This window comes from Paenibacillus sp. J5C2022 (genome assembly GCF_025567625.1).
Classification (GTDB): domain Bacteria; phylum Bacillota; class Bacilli; order Paenibacillales; family Paenibacillaceae; genus Pristimantibacillus.
The window spans coordinates 1-21,777 of sequence record NZ_JAOQJC010000043.1 but is presented as its reverse complement, the minus strand read 5'-3'; the positions used below and the strand labels follow the sequence as shown (position 1 = coordinate 21,777).

The 21,777-nt window shown below is 51.8% G+C and carries 17 protein-coding genes; 5 read left to right on the top strand and 12 right to left on the bottom strand.

The annotated features are described in order from the left end of the window. Window positions 1-15: 15 nt before the first annotated feature. Window positions 16-1,833 carry an FAD-dependent oxidoreductase gene (locus tag M6D81_RS25735; protein WP_262680042.1) on the bottom strand — a complete coding sequence of 606 codons (1,818 nt, stop codon included), beginning with the start codon at window positions 1,831-1,833 and terminating at the stop codon, window positions 16-18. 124 nt (window positions 1,834-1,957) lie between these two features. On the opposite strand from M6D81_RS25735, the gene M6D81_RS25730 reads away from it, so the two are divergent. Both M6D81_RS25730 and M6D81_RS25725 read left to right on the top strand, forming a co-directional pair. Further along, window positions 1,958-2,752 carry a helix-turn-helix domain-containing protein gene (locus tag M6D81_RS25730; protein ID WP_262680041.1) on the top strand — a complete coding sequence of 265 codons (795 nt, stop codon included), beginning with the start codon at window positions 1,958-1,960 and terminating at the stop codon, window positions 2,750-2,752. A gap of 201 nt (window positions 2,753-2,953) precedes the next feature. Continuing rightward, window positions 2,954-3,913 (top strand): MerR family transcriptional regulator, encoded by a 960-nt coding sequence (locus M6D81_RS25725; protein WP_262680040.1) that lies wholly within the window; start codon window positions 2,954-2,956, stop codon window positions 3,911-3,913. Window positions 3,914-3,962: 49 nt separating this feature from the next. On the opposite strand, the gene M6D81_RS25720 is transcribed toward M6D81_RS25725, so the two are convergent. Together M6D81_RS25720 and M6D81_RS25715 are read right to left on the bottom strand one after the other, a co-directional pair. Further along, window positions 3,963-5,387, bottom strand: a complete 1,425-nt coding sequence (locus tag M6D81_RS25720) for an alpha/beta hydrolase (RefSeq protein ID WP_262680039.1) — start codon at window positions 5,385-5,387, stop codon at window positions 3,963-3,965. Between the two features lie 224 nt (window positions 5,388-5,611). Further along, window positions 5,612-10,090 (bottom strand): S-layer homology domain-containing protein, encoded by a 4,479-nt coding sequence (locus M6D81_RS25715; RefSeq protein WP_262680038.1) that lies wholly within the window; start codon window positions 10,088-10,090, stop codon window positions 5,612-5,614. A 291-nt stretch (window positions 10,091-10,381) separates the two neighbouring features. On the opposite strand from M6D81_RS25715, the gene M6D81_RS25710 reads away from it, so the two are divergent. Genes M6D81_RS25710 through M6D81_RS25700 form a run of 3 tightly spaced genes read left to right on the top strand, consistent with a single transcriptional unit; the run spans window position 10,382 to window position 13,278 of the window. Further along, window positions 10,382-11,359 carry a Gfo/Idh/MocA family protein gene (locus M6D81_RS25710; protein WP_262680037.1) on the top strand — a complete coding sequence of 326 codons (978 nt, stop codon included), beginning with the start codon at window positions 10,382-10,384 and terminating at the stop codon, window positions 11,357-11,359. A gap of 21 nt (window positions 11,360-11,380) precedes the next feature. Continuing rightward, window positions 11,381-12,433 carry a Gfo/Idh/MocA family protein gene (locus tag M6D81_RS25705; protein ID WP_262680036.1) on the top strand — a complete coding sequence of 351 codons (1,053 nt, stop codon included), beginning with the start codon at window positions 11,381-11,383 and terminating at the stop codon, window positions 12,431-12,433. Next, a complete protein-coding gene (locus tag M6D81_RS25700) occupies window positions 12,430-13,278 on the top strand; it encodes a sugar phosphate isomerase/epimerase family protein (protein WP_262680035.1) in 849 nt (282 codons plus the stop codon). Before M6D81_RS25705 ends, M6D81_RS25700 begins: the two co-directional genes overlap by 4 nt. Before the next feature lie 67 nt (window positions 13,279-13,345). On the opposite strand, the gene M6D81_RS25695 is transcribed toward M6D81_RS25700, so the two are convergent. The 9 genes from M6D81_RS25695 to M6D81_RS25655 form a co-directional block, all read right to left on the bottom strand. Further along, the gene (locus tag M6D81_RS25695) at window positions 13,346-14,242 is read right to left on the bottom strand and encodes a helix-turn-helix domain-containing protein (RefSeq protein WP_262680034.1); all 897 of its coding nucleotides are present in this window, start codon (window positions 14,240-14,242) and stop codon (window positions 13,346-13,348) included. Window positions 14,243-14,368: 126 nt separating this feature from the next. Further along, window positions 14,369-15,430, bottom strand: a complete 1,062-nt coding sequence (locus M6D81_RS25690; protein WP_262680033.1) for an alpha/beta fold hydrolase — start codon at window positions 15,428-15,430, stop codon at window positions 14,369-14,371. A 257-nt stretch (window positions 15,431-15,687) separates the two neighbouring features. Then, window positions 15,688-16,539 (bottom strand): hypothetical protein, encoded by an 852-nt coding sequence (locus M6D81_RS25685; RefSeq protein WP_262680032.1) that lies wholly within the window; start codon window positions 16,537-16,539, stop codon window positions 15,688-15,690. 94 nt (window positions 16,540-16,633) lie between these two features. Continuing rightward, window positions 16,634-17,842 carry a MerR family transcriptional regulator gene (locus tag M6D81_RS25680; RefSeq protein ID WP_262680031.1) on the bottom strand — a complete coding sequence of 403 codons (1,209 nt, stop codon included), beginning with the start codon at window positions 17,840-17,842 and terminating at the stop codon, window positions 16,634-16,636. Further along, the gene (locus tag M6D81_RS25675; protein WP_262680030.1) at window positions 17,839-18,597 is read right to left on the bottom strand and encodes a class I SAM-dependent methyltransferase; all 759 of its coding nucleotides are present in this window, start codon (window positions 18,595-18,597) and stop codon (window positions 17,839-17,841) included. The genes M6D81_RS25680 and M6D81_RS25675 overlap by 4 nt, the downstream gene beginning before the upstream one ends. Window positions 18,598-19,202: 605 nt before the next feature. Then, window positions 19,203-19,631, bottom strand: coding sequence for an ester cyclase (locus M6D81_RS25670; protein WP_262680029.1), 429 nt, complete (start codon window positions 19,629-19,631; stop codon window positions 19,203-19,205). 60 nt (window positions 19,632-19,691) lie between these two features. Next, window positions 19,692-20,651 (bottom strand): NAD(P)-dependent alcohol dehydrogenase, encoded by a 960-nt coding sequence (locus tag M6D81_RS25665; RefSeq protein WP_262680028.1) that lies wholly within the window; start codon window positions 20,649-20,651, stop codon window positions 19,692-19,694. A gap of 200 nt (window positions 20,652-20,851) precedes the next feature. Continuing rightward, on the bottom strand, window positions 20,852-21,082 hold the full coding sequence (locus M6D81_RS25660; protein WP_262680027.1) for a helix-turn-helix transcriptional regulator: 231 nt from the start codon (window positions 21,080-21,082) through the stop codon (window positions 20,852-20,854). Continuing rightward, complete coding sequence (locus M6D81_RS25655; RefSeq protein ID WP_262680026.1) at window positions 21,075-21,581, bottom strand: hypothetical protein; 507 nt, start codon at window positions 21,579-21,581, stop codon at window positions 21,075-21,077. The genes M6D81_RS25660 and M6D81_RS25655 overlap by 8 nt, the downstream gene beginning before the upstream one ends. Window positions 21,582-21,777: the final 196 nt, after the last annotated feature.

Genomic DNA, 21,777 nt, shown 5'->3' with positions numbered 1-21,777 from the left:
GCTGCAGCAAGCAGGTTACTCGCAAACGATTTCGACCACTCGCGCATGGTCCAGCCCGTTCGTAGAAATAACCTCCAGACGGAGCGTCTTCAGATTTTTCAGCGTTATCGGCAAGTGCAGCATCCGTTGATAATTATTCGTAATATGAGCGATTTCTCTCCTCCCTTGTTCGTCATGCGCAATCAGCTTGAACTCCTTCAGCGTCTCGGCTTGCGGCCGCCCCCACTGCATATGCTTCTGCAGCACGTCCAAATGACATAGCATCAATAAACGGTGAAGGCCGGTATCCAGAACGATCGAAATTCGGGAAACCGTTACCGGCTTCTCCCATTCCAGCTCCAGCCAAGGACTTCCGTCTCCCGGTTCCGACATCCAGCGATGCGTGCCGGCTCTCGTCAAATCGGAACGCACCCCCTTCTCCCCATGAACAGCGCGAGTATGCCCGTCAACAACATTACCGCATTTTCCTTGCTTTTGCTCGGAAGATGAAGAAATCCGGGCAAGCTTCGCAAGATTCCCTTCCAGCTTCATGCCGGGCAAAAAAGCTCCCTGCCGAAGCAATTGCTGCTGAGCTTCCTTCACAATCCCGCGTTCGCGCCACGCTTGTTCCAACGGAAGCTTGCGCTTCACCGCCGTTGCCGCGAACGTGCCAAGCCCTTCTCCCATCACCGCGCATGTCGCCATGACCCTGGTGCTGGAGAACGCGATATGGGTGGCGGATAAATTGCGGCCGGCGAACATCAGATTCGAAATGTTCCGACTGATCATCGAACGCAGCGGAATGCCATAAAGATAAGGTGTAAACGGCTGATTGCACGGCTTCTCGTCCTTCGCATCGATGCCTTGGGGCGGATGCGTATCCATTGACCAGCCGCCGTAAGCGATTACATCAATGAAGTCGATAGCCTGCTGAATATCGTTTTGGGTCAGCATGTGCTCGCCGATAAATCTTCTGGACTCTCTTTTGCCCGGAAGGAAACCGAACCAATCCAGCGCCCAATTGGCAGAATCGGGGTGATTGCCGCTGTTCTTGATGTGATCCCACACCCCCAGCATGATCGCCAGCAGCTCGTCTCGGATATGCTCGTTATCCTTGATCGTATCCAGCGTGCCGCCGAATTCTACCCACCAATAGCCGAACTCCCAGGCGTCGTGGTTTCGAAATTGCAAATCCTCCTCCGTAAACTTGCGCGCCCATACGGGCGGGGTGAACGGCATCGGGCGTCCCATGTCCTTAGATGTGAACAGAAGTGAGGAGCCGAGGCGATAAGCGTCTCTGTTCCGGCTTGCTCCGGACTCGTTATATTCCTCTACCGCTTCCCGGCCGGTCGTAAACGCAGCGCCCGCTTCAAATCCAAGCCTGCCGTCGCCCGTACAATCCGCAAAAATATCAGCCCGGATCGTAAAGCTCTCCTCCGTGCTTTCTCTCACCGCATAGGCGGAGCGAATACGGGAGCCCTCGACGTCGGCTGCGACTACCGTCGTGTTCAGCAGCAGCGTCAAATTCGGTTCGGCGCGGCATTTCTCATATAAGATCAAATCCAGCATGCTTGCGCTCCGCTGCGGATTTCTGACTGAGCATTCAAGCACGATCTCTTCAATTATGCCGCTTTCTCTGCGCTCCGTCTCCAATTCCTTCCCGATTGTGGATGAGCCGGATATATTCATGCGAATCTCCGACGACGCGTTTCCTCCAAGAACGGAACGGTCCTGGCATAGAATGACCCGGGCTCCGTTGCGGGCCGCAGCCAATGCAGCCGCCACTCCAGTCATGCCTCCGCCTGCGATCAAAACGTCCGTGTCCAACATTTTCGTATCAGTACTTCCCATCATCCTTTGACTCCTCTGCAATCTATGATATCTTTAATTACATAGTACTATCTTTCATTCATGCATTAGAATTCATAAAATTTCTTTTCCATATCCAAAATTTCAAAAACTGACGAGGTGAAGCGAAATGCCCGCGGGCTTGCCCGAATTCGTCTATCATATGTACTGGCTCAAAAAAGAAAAATTTTTGTTGGAAACGGACATCTATGTGACGTGGGTCCTTTTTGCGGTGGAGGAAGGGAGCTTCGAGTATCAGATAGGAGAAATATACGGAGTGGCCGAATTCGGAGACGTGGTCGTATGCCCGCCTCAGATTGCGTTTCATCGAAATGTGCTGACGGCCTTAAGCTTTCATTCGATTACGTTTCTCCTCCCCGAAGGAGAACCGCAGCAGCTTCAGCTCCTTCTGTCGCAGCGGAAAATAAAACTGCCCCAGATTCGGCGACTGTCTGAAAACTACAAATGTTTAAGGCAGGCGGATCTGCAGCTGTCCTTCAGCTCCGATAATAAAAAGCTGAAGCAGCACTACTTTACGGACATCTGGATGATGCTCGCGCAGCAGGCGCTGGAATCTCCCGATGCAGATCCAATATTGAAAAATGACGAGCTCATTCGTGAAGTCGCGATATATTTGACTAACCATGCCCATGAAGCGATCGAAATCCGGGATGTAGCCCAACAATTCGGATTGACGCCCGTGCAATTGATCCGCAGATTCAAAAACGGCTACGGCATCAACCCTCTGCAATATTTGACGTCGATTCGGGTAAAGCAAGCATGCAGACTGCTGCTGACTACCGAGTGGACGCTTGATGTCATTGCGGGAAGATGCGGCTATGAGAACGGCTTCTACCTCAGCCGGGTGTTCAGCAAAGCAATGGGGATGAGCCCCTCAGAATTCCGAAAGCAAAATAGATATTAGAGGTTGTTCAAAAAGCCCACTTTTGATCACGAAGTATACCGAGAAGAATATTCGACATCGAATATTGAACTCAACCGGAACTTCCGGTGCTCACGTAGCTTCCACTACGCTCCGCTCCTCATTTCCTAGTTTCATCCAATCTTCTCGGTGCTGAAAACTGGGCTTTTTGAACACGCACTATTAGCAATAAAAGTAAAGGAAGTGACGGATTTGCATACCGAGAAAACCTACTCGATCGGGGAAGTCGCCAAATTAATCGGATCTACCATTAAAACGGTCCGTTATTACGATGAAATCGGATTAGTAAAGCCCGCCGGTTATACAGAGGGAGGGCATCGGTTATATACGACGGAGGATATATGGCGGTTGGAGCTGACGACCACACTGCGCTATCTGGATTTCGGAATTGATGATATCCGGCAGATCATCTCCGGAGAAGTCCCCGTAGACAAAGCGCTCGATTGGCAGATCGAATCATTGGAGATACAAGCCAGCACGCTTAACAATATGATCTCGATATTGCGTGATGCGAAGAAGCGCAAAGGTGACTCGTTGCAGCATATTTACGACTTGGTCCATGCGCGGACGATCAATACCGAGAAACGCAAGCAATTCCTTTCGGAGAAGGTAGAGGAAACCCGCTTGTTCGAGCACTTTCCGACAGAATGGAAGGACCCGCTGTTGTTTTTTTTCAACAAATATGTCGTGCAGCAGCCTAAAGAATCCGCCAGACAAACAGCCGCTTGGCAAGAGCTCCAGGAGCTGATGAACGATCCGCAATTCGTGGCGGACCTTAAAGAGGTGGAGTCGAAGTTCGCGCATGTCGTGCAGCAGCCTCGAGATCGCGCAGGCGTATGGACGAAGAAGCTGGAAGCGATTCAGGAACGGCTGAATCATGCATGGAAGGAGCAATACGCGCCGGGCAGCAAAGCTGTTCAGAGCATTGTGGACGATATGGTCAGGCTGTATGCCAGTTCGGAGGAACAGGGCGCCCAAGAGGAATTCTTCTACCGCTTCGCAGAGTATTGCGAAAGCACGCAGACCGAGCATCTGGAGCGGTGCAATACGTTATGCGCCATCATTAGCCCGCAATACCACCAGTTGTACAGAGGGAACAGCTTGTTGTACCAAGGCGTGCAATGGAGGCTGCAGCGTCAATAACCTGTGAATCGCCGAGGGCTCGGCGCCCTCAACGATTCATGGACAAGGCTTAACCTCGCTGTAGCGTATACTCCGGATGCTCGCCAATATTATGCTCCAGCAGCCTGGATGGCTGCTGCTTCAAATAATGATCGAAGAAATCCAGCGAGTAGTCGTTAATGATGCGGTGAACCTGCCGAATATGAACACCCGCCATTCGTTCAATTAGCGGCGAGAGCAGATAGAAGTCGGAGAAGGCCGCATGGTCGCTATCGTGGATCGTTAGCCAGTAGTTGCCGCCCACTGGTACACGCTCGTACCGTGTCAGCATACGCGCAATCATCTCGGCTTGCTCCCGGTCGGCTATATCCTGCACAATACTCAGCGAGCGGTCGGCGCTCATCAACAAGAACGGCTTCTGCAAGCCTTCCTCGGGAATCCGAAGCTTGCCGTAGAGAATTCCGTCCATATTAATAGCCGCCTTGATTCGATCATCCGTCATCAGCAACTGCGTGCTTGTCGCGCCGCCGAAGGAATGACCGAACATCCCGATCTTCTCCATATCCATCCGCCCCGCGAACCGCCCTTCCGAATGCTTCGCGGCTATCTCCTCCAATTGATCAAGGACGAACTTCGCATCCTCCACCCATCCTTCATTGGCCCCATCCAAGTAGTCGGAAGATTCCTTGTCTTGCGCTACATAGTAGGCTACTTGGCCATCGTCGAAGATGGTCGCCGCGCTGCTATAGGTATGATTGAACCCTACCACGATATAACCTTGACTGACCAATTGCTCGATCTGAAAGTTGTTCTGGCTCTTGTACATTCCGAATCCATGGGAGAACAGAAGCACAGGATAAGCCGATTCCCGATTGGAAATGTCCGCGTTCACGGCGGCATGCGTCTTCACATGGCCGAACGCGGTGAACAGAAGCTTCGGCATCTCCAGGAATTGGCTTAACCCCTCCGCATAGATTCCCCCGTCGGACACATAAGGGGCCGGCGTCCGTCTCGCATCCTTATCGGCAGGATACCATATTTGCACCGCCAACTTCCTCTTGTCGCCTGACTCCGGAGTGAACGTCTCCTCTCGATGCTCATCGATCCAATTGTACGTCACGGTGCCGATCGCATACGGGCCCGCCGGCTTCTCGAAGGTGAAGACCGGAAGCAGAAGCGGCAAGGCCATGGCGATAATCGCATATAGTGAAGCCAGTACAACAGCCAACACCAGCCTTATCCGCGAACGCTTCTTCGCCTCCTGCTTCGGCTTGGTCAGTAATCGAACCGCCAGTACGACGATAGGGATAAAGGTAATCGCATAGATAGGAATCATCTGCCAGCGCATCCCTTCGATTAGCCCGTGCGTCACTACAGCTATGGCTGACACTGCAAGCCCGATAAGCAGTGCGCGCTGCGATCTCCTCACAGGAAGGATGAACCAGCCGAGCATTAGCACATTGATGATCCCGGTCACCATTTCGAATGTTCTCATTAATAGAAAGCCTCCTCGCATTATGTTCTTGCTGTCTCATGCCCAAGTATACAACCTCCAGTAACTGGACAATCAAGATCGCTTATTCAGATTCGGCAAAATAGTTGCGTTTAACGTATAGCTGACCCCTCTTTTCTGGAAAAACAGAAACAAAAAGACACACTCGTCAGGGACGAATGTGTCTTAGTATCACCCTAGTTCCAATCGCTTGTTTATGGCGAATTCTAATCTGATATAAATTGCAGATGAAGCAGCAATCGCTTCAGAATGACAGCCGCCTGTGCGCGGGTTGCATCTGCGGCAGGAGCGATGCGGGATCCATCCAAGCCGCTCATAATGCCAGCCTTCACAACCTCGCCTACTGCTTCCGCCGCCCACTCCGCAATCTCGCCGCGATCCACAAAGGCTGCCAGTCCCGTCTGCTGCAACTGGTCCCCGCCAGCTGCCCCAATCTCGTCCAACGCACCGTATTGGACCGGTTTCTCAGGATCGGCGAGCTGATGAACATACGCCATCGCTCTGGCCATCATCACCGCCATCTGCTCACGTGTAATCGGTGCATCAGGCGCGAAGGCATCTTCAGAGATGCCATTAACCATCTCCGCGTCCACGGCCGCATATACGGCAGGCGCATACCAGACATCCGTATCCACATCGGCGAATAGCGCCGCTCCAACACTGTTGGCATCATCATTCCCGCCAGCAGACAATCCAAGCGAACGCACCAGCAGCGCCGCGAATTCCGCCCGCGTGATCTTCTGATCCGGGGCGAATGCCGATGCCGACTTGCCCTGCACGATCAGCTTCGACGCCATCAGCTCAACATCTTCCCGCGCCCAGTGGCCGCGCATATCTTCGAAGCTGGCTTCACTCGGCTCCAATAACGCATACATGCTGTTATGCGGCACCTGCATCATGACCTCTACCAATCCGTCACGTCGCTCCCCCATGCTCGAAGGAACGAAATAGAAGCTATTCGTTTCCGGATCGTACAACACGCCCAGCAGCGGCTCATCCCCATTCCTATCATCAGGCACAATCGATCGGTTCATGTACATGCCGCCGAAGCTTTCGATTGCAAGCTGCTGATCCCCTGCTTCCACGATGATTTGGAAATCAACCACCTCCCCAGCCAGTACATGTCCTGCTGCGACCGCAGCTTCTCTCGCTGCCTCTTGCAGAGACTCGGCGGCTTCCTCCATCTTGATCTTAAGCTTTAAATCCTCCACCTGTACGCCTAGACGCTCCGCCAGCTCTTCCCATTGTATAGCGGCAATCGCAAGCTGGTAACTGGAGCCGTTAAGCTGCACAGCCACGTTCAAGTTCTCATGAGTCGATAAAGCCTTGGCAAGCGCCCCAGCCGTCAGCTCCGTCTGCACCACGCCCGTGGAATCATCGATTTCGATGGTGATACGAGGTTGCTCCCCGCTGACCAGCGACAGCGCTTGTTCCACTATCCACTCTTGCAGGCTTACATGCTCTGCGGCTCTGCCATCCGGCTGTGTATCCCGCCGTACCGATGCATAATCCACAATGATACGCACTTCTCCCGATGGCTCCACCACAATTCGCGGGCCAGTGAGATTAGGCGACACTTGTGCTCGTACCCGGGTAACGGTCACCGTGTACGTCTGCTGCTCGCCGTTCAATGCTGTATTTACCATTGAAATTTCATTATCGCCTACTTGCAATGGAATGGCTCCGCTCCTCTGCCCGCTGGTTAGGCTCTGCGATGCCCCTCCATAGACGCTGGCCGTCACGGTATCTGTCACATCCGTCATGACAGGCGTAATCGTGATGCTGTCCGCACGATAAGGTACGCTTAGGCGATAAGCCGTCGTACCCGGCGCGAAGGCCGGATTCAGCTCGCCCTCCGAGAAGGACAGACCGCTCAGTTCCGCCGAAGAAGTATCCATGCGGAACCGCTCCGAGACGACATTGGAGAGATTGCCCAGCTCATCCTGCGCCCGAATATGCAGGTGCCAGTCGCCATCCACCGCATTCAGGCTCAGCACTTCTCCGCTGGAGAAGGCCGTCCAACCGTTCGCCGGCGCGCTTGCATCGCTCGACCATGCATATTGCAGCGATGAAGCCGCTACGCCGCTCTCCCCATCGGTTACCGTGACCGTGGTCTGGACCGACTCGTCCCACAGCTCGCTTCCGTTGGTGCCGAAGGTCACCATCGGCCCCGTCCGGTCGATCTTCACCGCCAGCGGCAATGAGAACGAGTTGCCCGCGCCGTCAGCGGCTTCAAACAACAGCGCATGTACCCCCGCTTCATCAAGCACAATTGGCTGTCCGCTCGTATACGGCTGAGCGGCGCCTCCATTCAGCTTATACGTCAGCGAGGTGACGCCGCTCGGCCCTGCTGAGGCGTTCACGCTCACCGTTACGTCCTCGCTCGTCCACTCGCCGCTCGTATAGGGACTGCCTCCCTCTTCCGTCAACGTCGGTGTCAACAGGAGACCGCTCGTGCTGATCTTCACCGTACGTTGTTCCACTGTTTCATTGCCCGCCGCATCCACAGCTTTAACCGACAACGGATAGACACCGTCCGCCTGCAGCTCCACTTCCGACACATACGGGAACCAGTTGACGCCGCTGTCGATGGAATAGGTCACACCCGTCACCGTTCCGACATCCGCCGCATGAACACTTACCTCAACCGCCTGGTTCGTCCACGTATCATTCGCATAGCCGCCCCCCGATCCGCCCTCCATCGTCACGCTGACGGCAGGCGCCGTATTATCCAAGCGGAATCGATGCGAGGCATCATTCACAACATTGCCCGCCGCGTCTTCGGCTTGGATATGCAGATACCTATCGCCATCGCCGACAGATAAGCTGATCGTATCCCCGCTATCGAACGCCATCCAACCCGACACTGGCGTAATGCTGCTGTCTGACCACACATATTGCAGCGATGAGGGCTCTACACCGCTTTCCGCATCGCTGACCGTAACTGTCGTTTGAGCAGACTTGGCCCAGGCTTCCGCACCATTCGTACCCAAGGTGACAGAAGGCTCGGTCGTATCCTCAACCACAACAACGGCGTACACCCTCACTGTTCCGTCCTCCGCTTTCACCGCCAATTGATCGCCCGTGGCAAGAGCATCATCCAATGCTTTCTCTGTCGCTCCATCGAAATCCACAGCATTTGCGATGATTGTACTCGCTCCAACCACCTTCCATGCTGCGCCGGCATGCTTGGCAAGTCCGCTGAGCAGATCGCCTGTCAATGTCACGCCCGCATAGATGCCTGTTTCATTAGCCGCAATCATGTCCGCTGCCGTATCGACTCCATAAGCACTCCCTGCGGCTGATACGGATGCATTATCACTCAGTTCAATTGTAACGGCGGCCTCGAGCACATCTTGCCATCCATTGCCGGCCAAGTCGACCGCATTACCCGCCGACGCTTCATAGGATATCGTCATGGTCTGGCCATAAACCACCGGTGCTCCCAGTGTGAACGCCAGTTGCTTGCTCCCGGTTCCGCTCTCGTATGTGATGGATACCGGATTCCCGTTCACTTTGCCGGTCAGTCCCGAGGCATCCAGTATTTGAACCGCCTCGTCAAAGTCCAGCAGCAATCGGCTTGCCTCATCCCGATCCATCGACGCTTCCACTAAAAACGGCTGAACCGTATCCACTTGCTGCTCCGCCCACATGCCCTTCAACACCGGATAACCACCCTCGGAGAATGCCCAGACGTTGGGATCCCATCCGGCAAACGTCGTTTCATTTTTCATATCCGCCGTATCAACACCGATGACATTCGCGCCGCCGAGCGAGGTTTCCACTCCGCTCGTTTCCGTATTCCAGTAGCTGAACCCGAGATAATTACTCCAGCCGCCTTGATCACCAACCATACCGCCAACATTCGTATTGCCGGTTACTTTGCCGGAGCTGTAATTGTTCTCGAAATCTCCATTATTACTTCCGACCAATCCGCTAACATGCTGGCTTCCCGTTACCGCTCCCGTACTGTAGCTGTTTTGGACGAGCGCGATCTCGCTGGATGAAGCACTTGATGTTCTCCCAATCAATCCTCCGATGTAATCCCCGCCGCTGACTGTTGCCGTACTGTAGCTGGTCGTCAACTTTCCAGCATGCAGTTTGCCGATTAATCCACCTGCACCGTAGCCGCCCAGAACGCTTCCAGTGGAGAAGCTGCCGCTGATATTCCCCACACCCATTTTACCCACTAGAATGCCGACTTCACCAGCGCCCGTTATATCCGCATCCTCAATGCCCAAATCCCTGACTTCTCCCGCCATCACACCGAACAATCCGACGCAATTCAGCGACGGACGGTCAATCGATAGCCCCTTAATGACATGTCCGTCTCCATCGAGATGGCCGCCGAAATAGTTACCACCATCTCCAATAGGCAGCCAGCCCTCATCGCCCCAGTTCGCATAACCCTCTCCTCCTGAAGAGAGATACGGCTGCAGGTTTATATCATTAACCAGCACGTAATGCTTGTCCGCATGTGCGCTGCCCAAGTAATGCCGCAGCAAATTCAATTGCTCCGGAGTCGCAATTTGCCAGGGATCGCCCGCCGAACCGTCCCCTCCAGCAAAATCCGTCGCCGCGCTCGCTCTCTCTGCGGGTGGCACCATCATCAACAAAGGCGTCGCCACCAGCAAGAAACAGATCAGGACAAGACCAAATGAATTCCCCTGTATCCGCATCATCATCGATCATCTTTCCTTTCTATCTTAATTATAAAAATAGACATATAGCCATCCTAACACAGGCCATTCGACATCTTCCTTAGAGAATGATTAAAGGATTTTGGACATGGATCTCATGAATCTCGCTGCATAACATTCCCGAACATTTGTTGTCGGCTTACTGGTGAAATGCTTGCGGCACTATCGAGCGAAAGTGCAAAACTGTCTGCCCAAAGGACAAAGATTTTGCAGAGTTTTCTGATTATGATGATGTTAGGCGCGCACTACAAGCAAGAAATATCGGAGGGTATCGAAATGTCAAAGCAAATTCGCACAGCAGTTGTCGGTTTGAACATGGGACTCAGTCATGCGTATGCATTTCACGAATCGGAAAAGGCGGACTTGCGCTGGGTCGTCGATCTGGACGAAGCCAAGGCGAAGTCGGTTGCCGAAGAGCTCGGCTGCAAGTATGCAACAGACTGGACGACGATTCTGCATGATGTCGATGCGATCAGCTTGTGTACCCCGCATCATCTCCACGCTCCGCAGGCGCTGCAGGCCATCGCCCAGGGCAAGCATGTGCTTGTCGAGAAGCCGCTGGCCAATACGGAGGAAGAATGTCTGCAGGTCATTCAAGCGGCAGAGCAGAACAACGTCAAGCTTATGGTGGCTTACGTGCTTCGTTACCTGCCGGCACTTGTCCGGCTGAAGGAGGTGCTGGACAGCGGCCGCTACGGCAAGCCGATTAATGCGAATTGCTGGGTAGAAGGCATGCTGAAGCCGAGTCCGGGAAGCTGGTTCTCGCGCAGGGACCAGCTTGGCGGCGGCGTCCTGTTCAGTCATGGCTGTCATTACGTCGATCTGCTGCTCTGGTTTTTCGGCGAGCCGGAACGGATCGTGTCACTGGGCACCCGCCTCGGGACGGAGTGGATGGAAGGCGAGGGCACTGCTCACGCCACGATTCTGTTCAAGAGCGGCACGCTCGGTCATGTCGGCTGCAGCTGGGGATTCCGGCATGCGGCTCCCCCGGCATTGTTCCATATTCATACGACCGAGGGACTTATTACGGTATCCAGAGACTACCGCTCGATCGAAGCCGTCACGGATAAGGGCAAGGAGATTGTGTACGAGGAAGCACCGGAGGCCAATACGAGCAAGGCGAAGACGGCCATATATGAGATTGAGCATTTTCTGTCGTGTATTGCCGAAGACCGCTTGCCGCAGACGAACGGCCGGGACGCGCTGCGATCGCATCAGGCGATATGGGACGCGTATGCCATGGCGGACAACTAATGGAGTGAAGGAGGACGTCATATGCTTAAAGTTGGCATTATTGGCTGCGGGCTGATGGGAAGTCTGCACGCTCGCACATTGCGGCAAATGCCGGATGTGCAGATTGCTGCGCTGTACAATCGTTCGCGCGAGAAAGCGGAACAATTAAGTGCGGAAGTGGGAGGCAGCGTTTACGACAGCTACGAGCGGCTGCTTGATACGGATGTGGACGCTGTATGGGTGGCGACGCCGGATCATTTGCATGCGGAGATTGCCATTGCCGCATTGGAGGCGGGCAAGCATTTGTTCCTGGAGAAAGTGATTGCGACATCGCCGGAGGATGCCTCCTCAATCGTTGCGGCCAGCGCGAAGCGGCCCGATCTGAAGGCAATGACAGCTTACCCGCTGCGTTTCGCGCCGGGATATCGCAAGATGAAGGAAATCCTGTCGCGGCCCGATTCGGGCAACGTGCTGCAGGCATGGTCGATGCGGACTCACTTTCTTGTGCCGACGACGAGGGTATATGACAAGTACCGCGATCATTACTACGACACGCCGAATTGGTATTTTGACGGCAGCGACAAGGCGGGACCTATCTATTCGCATGCTTCTCACGATTACGACCTGCTGCACTGGTACGGCGGAGATATTGAAAGCGTCTTCGCTTATGGCGCGAGCAGCCCCGCAGCAGGCGGGGTCAATGATGCTTTCACATTGGCCGTTCGTTATACGAGCGGAGCTATCGCCCACGTCAGCACGCCATGGGTGACCCGCGTTGAGAATGATGCGACGGGTGTCGCCACGGATCGCCTGACGATCGTCAATACGAACGGGGAGCTGATCCTGAAGGAAGATAGCGGACCGGAAGAGCGGATTCACTTCGCGGAGAACGATATGTGGGAGAAGCTGAACGGGCATTTCGTGTCGTGTATTCGCGACAATGTGCAACCGCTCGTCTCGCTGGAGGACGGATGGCGTGCGATTGCCGTATCGGAAGCTGCGATTCGTTCGCTGCGCGAACGGCGCGAGGTGGCTGTCGATTACGGACCAGCCGCAGGCAGACGCGAAGCGGCAAGCGGGGGGCGCAACGAATGATCAAGCTTGCTTGCATGACTTGGCCGTATACGAACTGCTCGTTCGAACGGGCGCTGCAAGGCATAGCGGCTGCCGGTTACCGCTACGTGGCCTTCGGATTGCCGCATGAAGGCAAGCAAGTGCCGGAGAGCGCAGATGAAGCCGAGGCGGCGGCGATAGTAAGGCAATTGGATCGGTATGGGCTGACAGCGTCCATGCTGATCGGCACGTCATGGATTGCCCCGGGGCAGCCGATCGAACGTGCGGCCCGATTGTTTGCTTTTGCAAGAAATGTAGGTGCCGCAGAGATCATCAGCCTTGGCACGTGGGGATACCGCCGATTCCCGAATGAACCGCTCGATGCCGATGAGCAAGCGGCGGCCGACGATGCGTTCACTGCGCAGTTGCAGCTTGTGGCGGCCGAAGCGGAACGCGCCGGCGTAACGGTAACCTTGAAGCCGCATACCGGCAATACGGCTACGGCTTCCATCCTGAGAGAGACGCTTGAGGCAATAGGATCACCTGCCGTGCAAGCCTCCTATGATCCCGGCAATGTGCATTACTATGAAGGGATAGATCCCGCTGCCGACTTGGCGGCCATTGCAGAGCAGACCGTATCGCTCATAGCCAAAGACCATCGCGGCTCACGCGGTCATTCGGATTTCCCAATACCGGGTAAGGGCGATGTCGATTTTGACGCAATATTCCGAAATCTTCATGCAACCGGGTTCGCCGGTCAGGTTGTAGTCGAACGTATTGACGGCACGGACTCTTCGTTGGATGCCGATGAGATTGACCGTCGACTTGCGGAAGCAAGGAGAGCATTGATTCAACTAATGACCAGTGCAGGACTTGCCGCTGATTAGATACATAGATTTGGAAGTCTGCGCAATAAGAGCTGCTTCTCCTTCAGCGCGAGGGATGAAGCAGCTTTTATGTCCGGGATACCTTGGCCTGAATGCTTTTGGCGTACTCGGTTGGGGTCATGCCGATCATTTTCTTGAAGTCCCTGGAGAAGTAGTGAATGCTGCTGTACCCGAGCCGCTCGGCAATTTCGGTCATACTGCTGGTTTCTTCACGAATGAAGAGTTTGGCTTGCTCGAATCGAGCCCTGCGCACATATTCAGAGATGCCGCAGCCGAATCTTTTTTTGAATGCATTGTACAAGTGCGTCCTGCTAATGGCGAACTTGCGGCAGAGCGAAGGCAGGGATAGATCGTCCCCCAAGTTCTCCTCGATGTACCGGAGAAGCTTGTCGATGGCGGATTTCTCCCGATTCTCTTGCGAGACTGTTGACAATTTCGGCGTAGACCTGTCCAATTCGATCCGGCGCAGGAATGAGACCAGCAGAATCTCGATGTAGCTTCTGACCAATTGATGGCTTCCCAGAAGAGCGTGCTCGTTAAGGCTGAACGGCACTTTGCTGGGGGTCGGGTTGAGCGGCGGGGGAAGAAACGCGTTGTTGCCTTCACGAATCAACATCGACAGAATATGGTGTTCCTGATCGTTCAATCGGAATATGCGGCGAGAGAGGTGCTTCATAGCGGCAGATCGGCATTCAAAGGAAAGAATCATGACATTGGGAGGCGTGACCTGCTTCGTCTGGCTGCGGCGAATGACGCCGGGCGGGACCAGCAGGCAGTCCCCTTGCTTCATGGCGAACGTATCCGGTTCGGCGCAAAACTCCCATACTCCTTTGTCGACATAGAACATCTGCCAAAAGTCGTAGCAGTCCTGCGCCTTGAAGCTTCGAGGATACTCCGCGTATCTAAAGCTGATCACGCTATTCACATTGATCATTCGGCTTAGCTTCAGTCTGGGAAGCTCCATCGTTATACACACTCCTCTCGCTTCACTCCAGGTACAATTCAACCCAATTGAGGCAACCGGAAACACGGTAGATCGCTTTCATTATAATATGAGGATAGCGATTATGGTATATAAAGTTAATGCCGGCTAATCTTTAATTTGCTCCTTTATCCCGATCAGTGTCCGGTTGAACTTTTCGCTCTCTTCCAGCTGCGGCAGATGAGCCGAGTTTTCGAATACGATCAGTTCCTTGTCTGGTGCTTTCAACTGCTCACAGAACTGTTCTACAAGGGTATACGCTGTCGTATAATCATGTTTGCCGATAATAAAATAAGTGGGCACCTCCAGTTGCTTCACATCTTCCATCAGATTCACGCTCATGATTTCATCATTTAACCGTTTGCCCGATTTTATAATACGGCTCTGGTAGCTTAATTTATCGATCAGTCTGTATTCCGATGAGAACAACAGTGACGACATCAGCCCTTTCTCCGGTTCTGTGTGAATAACGCCGCCGAACTTGCTCACATACTTCCTGTAGCTCATCATATTGTCAAAGGTATACAACAACTCGACGTTTTCCAGCTCTTGAATAGCATCCGTATCCTGTTCTTCCTTGGCTCTTTGCAATGCAAACGAATATGCTATTTTTTCATTCTCCTTCATATTTACAACTTGTCCTACGCTAATATAAGCCGAATATTTGTCCGGATGACGCTGCACGGCCAGCGTTCCCAGTACCGTTCCCCATGAATGACCGCTAATAAAAATCCGGGATTGATCGAACCGATCTCTCAAATAATCCGTCACTTCATCGGCATCCTGGAGAAATTGCTCAATCGTGAAAGACTCCTCCGGGATGTCCTTGGAGTAGGATGCCCCTGCTCCCCGCTGATCCCATCGCACAACGACGAATTCCTTCTCCAGCTCTTCCTGATAATTTCTTATCATGCCAATGTCGCTCTGTCCCGGCCCTCCGTGCAGGAACAGAATAACGGGATTCTGTCTATTGTGGCCCCTTATGAGCAGCGTCTGCTCCATCCCGCCGATGTTTACTTTTTTAATTTCTGCAATGCTACCAGGAACCTTCTTTCCATCCGCTTCAATTTGCGGCGTTCGAGCCGGAAGCATGAACAACACGCCAACAATTAGAATTAGAACCGCCGCTATTCCCGCTGCCACTTTCATAAGCCTCTTCCATATTTTCATAGCTGCTCTCCTTGCATGATTTTGGGTTAGCTTACTACATCGTCCCAACCCGACGTCAAATCGAAATGCAGATGAATGTCCCTATAAGTAGCTTCCAACCGTGGTTACATCGCCTGTAGCCCGTCACTCGCCCACTTTCCTGCCTCCAACCGAGGTCACATCTCCTACAGCACACCATCCACCCACTTTCCTACCTTCAACCGATGTCACATCGCCTGCAGCCCGCCATCCACCGACTTTACTACCGCCAACCGATGTCACATCGCCTGCAGCCCGCCATCCACCGACTTTACTATTCCGGCCCGAACGCCTCTTTTCGACGCTCCAGTGTAGGATTCATACACTATTCCAGCCCGAACGCCTCTTTTCGGCTCTCCAGTGTAGGATTCATACACTATTCCAGCCCGAACGCCCCTTTTCTGCGTTCCAGTGTAGGATTCATACACTATTCCAGCCCGAACGCCTCTTTTCGACGCTCCAGTGTAGGATTCATACACTATTCCGGCCCGAACGCCTCTTTTCTGCGTTCCAGTGTAGGATTCATACACTAAATCGGCTCGAACGCCCCTTTTCTGCGTTCCAGTGTAGGATTCATACACTATTCCAGCCCGAACGCCCCTTTTCTGCGTTCCAGTGTAGGATTCATACACTATTCCAACCCGAACGCCCCTTTTCTGCGTTCCAGTGTAGGATTCATACACTATTCCGGCCCGAACGCCTCTTTTCGGCGCTCCAGTGTAGGATTCATACACTATTCCAGCCCGAACGCCCCTTTTCTGCGTTCCAGTGTAGGATTCATACACTAAATCGGCTCGAACGCCTCTTTTCTGCGTTCCAGTGTAGGATTCATACACTATTCCAGCCCGAACGCCTCTTTTCTGCGTTCCAGTGTAGGATTCATACACTATTCCAGCCCGAACGCCTCTTTTCGACGCTCCAGTGTAGGATTCATACACTATTCCAGCCCGAACGCCTCTTTTCGACGCTCCAGTGTAGGATTCATACACTATTCCAGCCCGAACGCCTCTTTTCGGCTCTCCAGTGTAGGATTCATACACTATTCCAGCCCGAACGCCTCTTTTCGGCTCTCCAGTGTAGGATTCATACACTATTCCAGCTCGCAGGTGGCTAACCACTAGCTTCGGACATTCAACTCGAGATTTATAAACTCTCTATAGTAAATAAAAAAAGATAGGGTTGCCCCTACCTTTTCAGCGCACATACATAAGTACTGACTTTACTGCCCTCATCCGCATGGATAGCATATTCGTCACCGGAAGGCGCCATCTCCTTTGAAGCTCTCTCTTCGTAAACGCTGTAGTTGATTTGATTGATATTCTCTCTAATTTCCTCTAAGGTGACCCTATTCCCGGTATGATATTCTGCCTTGCGATTGGAGGGAGGATGAGTAATGTAGCTGCCCAGAATGATGGAGTGCTCTTTCATGTACTGATCTGTCTCCGGAAAAAGAGCCGTATTGCGCGTAGCATTGCCTCCCGCATCGATAAGCACATCCACTACATTGGGCTGCAGCGGCAGATCCAGCGAATCTGCGCAAATGAGTACGATCATCTTGTTGGGGTGAATTCTTCTCAGCATTTCCCGAAGCGACCTTAGAATACTGATGTTATGATCCACCGCGATATAAATATTGCTGTCTGACAGGCATTCATACACATTTCTTAAAAAAACGCCATAGCCAATCCCCAGCTCCAAAATGACGGAGTTGTGATGAACATCCTGTTTAAAACGTCGGCTTAACCATCGGAAATCGCTTGTCAGCGCATGAATAAAGGCGGAGCTGCTATGTTTCAGATAGTTCAGGAAAAACTTTTCGATATCATTGCCAAAGGGATTTTCCATGTGTGTGCTCTTATCGGAACGAATAATCCCGTCCTCAATGGCAAATGACCTGCCGCAATTGCAATGGAGAGCACCGGAAATGATAAGGTTGTCCCGTATTTCGGAATCTTTCAATATGAAGCGGCTTCGGCATTCCGGGCATGCCAACAGACTGAGCGCATTCACATCCATGCCTAAATGCTCTCTGTATGGAAAAGAGGCAGCGGATATTTCATCCATTTTACGGCTTAATTTACTCTCGATTTGCTGCAACGCTTTTATTTCCTGCGTGATTTCCTTATGCTTTGTTGCATACATTTTTTTATAATATTTATTCTTTTCATACGTAATCGGCGTCGATAACCGCTTCAAATACAGGATGTCTCGTATCTCGTCCAGCCTAAAACCGGATTCCTTCAGGTCAAGGATATCCCCGATATCATCACAGCAATATTCATCGAAGTGATACTGACTTCCATCTTTTTCGGGGAGCAGCAACCCCATCTCCATGTAATGTCTGACACTGTCAATGGTCAATTGATAGGTCTTGGCGAATTTCCCTATCTTCATGCGGTTTGATCCCCTGACCCGTTCCCTTTGACAGCCGCCACAAGGAGGAACATGGGACGACGAACCTCTTCCTGCCAGGCCGGATTGTTGTTCAGCATCTCTGGGGTCGGTTGTAGCTCCGAAAGCTTCTGAATAATAAAACCGGACTCTATTAGCACATTCATATAAGTGGCCACGGAGCGATGATACTTGGTTACATCATCATCAAGAAATCTTGCCTGGCGGGGACCTTCCTGATGATAGTCGTCGACAGGCCAATGCAGCTTCTCGCCAGACGGACCATAATACCAGTCTTGTGCGGCGACGGCGGTGAATATGGGATGCTCGACCGAGAAGATGAAGCTTCCTCCCGATGCCAGACAATGATGTATTTGGCGGCAGATGACGTCGAAGCTCTCTATGTAGTGAATGGCAAGGGAACTAATTACAACATCGAACTCCTCTTCCGCAAAGTCTATGTCTTCAATCGCAAGACGCCTGTACGTAATATTGGAATCATTGGTCATCTCTCTTGCCCGCTCCAGCATTTTCTCCGACAGATCGATACCTGTCACCGATTGCGCTTGTTGTTCACGAGCATAGCGGCAATGCCAGCCGTAGCCGCAGCCCAGATCAAGCACTCTTTTGCCGCTTAGATCCGGGAGCAGCGCACGGAAGGACGTCCATTCCCCCGCCGCTTGCAATCCGCCGGTCGATCTGGGCATTTGACTATATTTCTGGAAGAACTCCGAATCATCATATTTATTCTGTTTCATACTGTGCTGCGCCTCCTAGTCTCGCTCGTTTATGTCCTGACATGTATTTTACATGCAACTATAGCCTACATGCTATTGTAAATATAATTTTAGAGATTTATGCCCGCCGATTCTATATCATAGGCGGAATCCAGGAACAAATCCCCCCTGACGTCCAACAGGCTACGCCGTTCGTTCTTCGAACGTTCCGTGTTACGCTCCTAATGGTTGCCATCGAGCTTATTTGCTTCCCTAATCCCACTTTTTTGCTGTAACAGTCGCCACGAAGCCTATTTTACACAGTGACACCCGATATCTCACTTCCCGAGCTCCATAAGCGCTACTACAACCGTTAGCCTACCAATTTGCCTATTCTGAGCTAATTAAGCTCTGTGGCGACTGTTACACCTGCTCCTGTGCCACACTAGAGACAAGTCGTTCCTCTTTTGCTCCGCAAACTGTTTTGATCCATCCCCCCCTTGTTCCCCACTGTTCGGACTAGTGCATCATTTCTATAACAACAGAAAAAGGGCACCATAAGTTAAGTCGGCGCCCCCCCTTTTTACGCAACACTATATAATGAATCGACTACATCGCATAACAATTCTTCGTCAGCAGTCCCTTTGTTACATACACTCTTCCTTGTTGCGCTCCAATTGAATACGAATTCCTTCACGATCAATCTGTATCCAATATTCCGCGATCTTCTCATTTTCCACCCGGTAGACCGCGCTTGCAATCTGCACAACGGGTTTATGAGTCGGCAAGAAGCCGTCAACTTCACCAACATGCACGCCGGATTGCTTCCAACGGACATAGACACGATCATCTTGCACCAATAGCTCGTTTATCGCTATACTGAATGCTCCGTAAACATTAAGCATTTCACGAACATGATCAGCATAATCCACTGGAGAGCGTTCGACGGTCACCTCATCTTCCGATGTAATCTGATGCGCGAGAACACGATCCGCCATCAATCTATGTGCCGCATCCGGATCTTGGCCGGAACGGACCTTCTCAAAAAATTCTCGCACCACTTTTTCTGCTGGCATCGTCACCTCTCCTTTGTTCTCATTATAACCATTTCGCGCAAGGCAGGAAACGAATCGCGGCTACAATGTAATAACAACATTTCCTTTCTTGTGTCCTTGCTCCACATATCTATGCGCCTCCGCAATCTGCTCTAAAGGAAAGTAACGGTCAATGACGGCTGTAAACGCCCCCGTTTCAATCCGTTCATTCATGAAAATCAGATCTATTGTTTTCTTGCTGTTAGACCTCAATCCAGTGGCCATAAATTTTGCTTTCTTTTTGCCAACGAGTGACGTCCAAGCAAGAGGCAGTATATTCGCAGGTGAAGGAACTGTCGTCAGATAGACTCCGTTCTCCGACAACGAGCGTTTACAGTGTGAAAACGTGCTCTTGCCGACAGCGTCAAATATGATGTCATAGTGTCCACCTGATTTTGTGAAATCCTCTTTCGTATAATCAATGACTTGATCCGCACCCAACTTCTTTACAAGCTCAATGTTGGCTGTGCTGCATACACCGGTCACTTCCGCCTCGAAGTATTTTCCAAGCTGGACCGCAGCAGTCCCTACCGCTCCGGAAGCACCCAGGATGAGGAGCTTATCTCCTTTCTTAATATTCCCCTTATCCCGAAGAAACGGCAGAGCCGTTAATGCTCCATTCGGAATGGCAGCGGCTTCAGCATCATTCAGGCTCTCAGGTGTATGAACGATGGCTGCTTGATCAGGCATACATTTATATTCAACATACGTGCCTAATAATCCAAGCCCTGTATTCCCATAAACACGGTCTCCTTGCTTGAATCGTTGCACTGCGCTTCCTACAGCTTCCACTTCCCCAGCCAGGTAGAACCCGAGAATGCTCCTCTTAGGCTTCCTCCAGCCATTCAATCCCGGGGCGGCTCGCATTCCCGGGTCTTCGGCTGCAACGGTTGTCGCATAGATTCGAATCAATACCTCATCCTCTTGCGGTACGGGTTTATTGACCTCTTTGAGTTCAAGTACATCCGGAGTTCCAAAACCTTTGCATATGATCGCTTTCATCGATTCCTCCTTATTCATTCCATCCAGATCCCCTCGCATACCTCTATCGTAAGTGCAAGATGTGAAGAGCGCATTAACTTAAATCAAGAAATGTTCGTTATGCTGCACTACCCAGGTACTTTGCGGTGACCCCCCGGAACTTAATTCACGATGCGCAAAAAACCATCCTTCCGGATGGCGCTTCATTTTCCAATTTCTTTTTAGTTTCCCGGCTCCCTCACCTCGTATTCAAATACTTCCCCGATCGGAACGCCAAACGTTTCCGCAAGGTTGAAAGCCAGTTCCAATGATGGAGAATACTTGCCCGCTTCTATTGCAATGATGGTCTGTCTTGAGACTCCTACTTTTTCCGCCAGCTGCTGCTGCGTCATTTCATTGGCAAAGAAACGCAATCTGCGAATGTTATTTGTAATGTGAAGCTTCTTAGCCATTGGTTACTCCCTTTCTGTACAAATAAAACTGGGTCAAACTTCCAACCATCGAGCCTGCAAAGAAGGATACAAACATGATGTTAATCATGACTGCGCTTGATTGATGCAGTACCTGCGATGCAAGCGCCGCGACAAATCCAATGCCTACGACGATAAAGCCAACTTTTACAGCTTTTAGTTCAATAAGCTTATCCCTTTCATCCGTCACCATTTCCGATTCAATCGTTTTCTGCATTTCGTTATCGTCGCATTTGCCATTTCGAGTTTTTTCCCGTACAGCTACCGCCACAGATAGCAGCATGTGAAAGATGAGTTGAACGGCAATGGCCACCACAATTCCGATGCCAATAAACATGAGCATAGTTCCAGCCCAGAATCTCATATCATCGTCGGCAATTGCGCCTGTCTGTAACTTTCCGTATACGTAAACGCCATAAGCCCCGGTTATCAATAGCGCGGTAATCATAGTAGCGATAGATCTCTGCTCTTGATACGACATTTCCGCCACTCCTTATCGATGTAATTCATTACATACAAAAAGTAAAGCCTATTGATCATAATGTCAATAATTATATACAGAAACGATCCACTTTGTCTCTCCATATGGATCATACTAAAGTAATGCAACCGGAAGCGGTTCTTCCTTTGATTAAACATTGATTAACGATAATGCTATCCAGCATGTAGATTTATAC